This is a genomic window from Streptomyces sp. NPDC030862, from assembly GCF_055571835.1.
Window position 1 is genome coordinate 1873 of the sequence record NZ_JBVIEN010000006.1, and the last position, 1761, is coordinate 3633.

General features: G+C 57.1%; 1 rRNA gene (only partly in view). It reads left to right on the top strand.

Annotated features, from left to right (window positions below):
• Positions 1 to 171 precede the first annotated feature (171 nt).
• A 23S ribosomal RNA gene (locus ACZ42X_RS17215) occupies positions 172 to 1761 on the top strand; it runs 1489 nt beyond the window's last position.

The following is a 1761-nucleotide window of genomic DNA, read 5'->3' on the forward strand; positions in this document are numbered from 1 at the left end:
GCGTGGAACACAGGATCTGGATTGAACGTGTCGGGCACGCTGTTGGGTATCTGAGGGTGCGGACTGATGTCCCATCTTCGCGATGCCGGCCCCAGTGCACTGGATCTTCGGGTTCAGGTGATGGGTGGCTGGTCGTTGCTTGAGAACTGCACAGTGGACGCGAGCATCTGTGGCCAAGTTTTTAAGGGCGCACGGTGGATGCCTTGGCACCAGGAACCGATGAAGGACGTGGGAGGCCACGATAGTCCCCGGGGAGCCGTCAACCAGGCTTTGATCCGGGGGTTTCCGAATGGGGAAACCCGGCAGTCGTCATGGGCTGTCACCCATGCCTGAACACATAGGGCATGTGGAGGGAACGAGGGGAAGTGAAACATCTCAGTACCCTCAGGAAGAGAAAACAACCGTGATTCCGGGAGTAGTGGCGAGCGAAACCGGATGAGGCCAAACCGTATGCGTGTGATACCCGGCAGGGGTTGCGCATGCGGGGTTGTGGGATCTCTTTTTCACAGTCTGCCGGCTGTGAGACGAGTCAGAAACCGTTGATGTAGGCGAAGGACATGCGAAAGGTCCGGCGTAGAGGGTAAGACCCCCGTAGCTGAAACATCAGCGGCTCGTTTAAGAGACACCCAAGTAGCACGGGGCCCGAGAAATCCCGTGTGAATCTGGCGGGACCACCCGCTAAGCCTAAATATTCCCTGGTGACCGATAGCGGATAGTACCGTGAGGGAATGGTGAAAAGTACCGCGGGAGCGGAGTGAAATAGTACCTGAAACCGTGTGCCTACAAGCCGTGGGAGCGTCGGATGCAAGCTTGCTTGCATCTCGTGACTGCGTGCCTTTTGAAGAATGAGCCTGCGAGTTAGCGGTGTGTAGCGAGGTTAACCCGTGTGGGGAAGCCGTAGCGAAAGCGAGTCCGAATAGGGCGATTGAGTTGCACGCTCTAGACCCGAAGCGGAGTGATCTAGCCATGGGCAGGTTGAAGCGGAGGTAAGACTTCGTGGAGGACCGAACCCACCAGGGTTGAAAACCTGGGGGATGACCTGTGGTTAGGGGTGAAAGGCCAATCAAACTCCGTGATAGCTGGTTCTCCCCGAAATGCATTTAGGTGCAGCGTCGTGTGTTTCTTGCCGGAGGTAGAGCACTGGATAGGCGATGGGCCCTACCGGGTTACTGACCTTAGCCAAACTCCGAATGCCGGTAAGTGAGAGCGCGGCAGTGAGACTGTGGGGGATAAGCTCCATGGTCGAGAGGGAAACAGCCCAGAGCATCGACTAAGGCCCCTAAGCGTACGCTAAGTGGGAAAGGATGTGGAGTCGCAGAGACAACCAGGAGGTTGGCTTAGAAGCAGCCACCCTTGAAAGAGTGCGTAATAGCTCACTGGTCAAGTGATTCCGCGCCGACAATGTAGCGGGGCTCAAGCGTACCGCCGAAGTCGTGTCATTCACACAATAGGTCCAACGACCGTGTGGATGGGTAGGGGAGCGTCGTGTGCCGGGTGAAGCAGCCGCGGAAGCGAGTTGTGGACGGTTCACGAGTGAGAATGCAGGCATGAGTAGCGATACACACGTGAGAAACGTGTGCGCCGATTGACTAAGGGTTCCTGGGTCAAGCTGATCTGCCCAGGGTAAGTCGGGACCTAAGGCGAGGCCGACAGGCGTAGTCGATGGACAACCGGTTGATATTCCGGTACCCGCTTTGAAACGCCCAATATCGAACCAGGCGATGCTAAGTCCGTGAAGCCGCCCTGAGCTCTTCGGAGGTA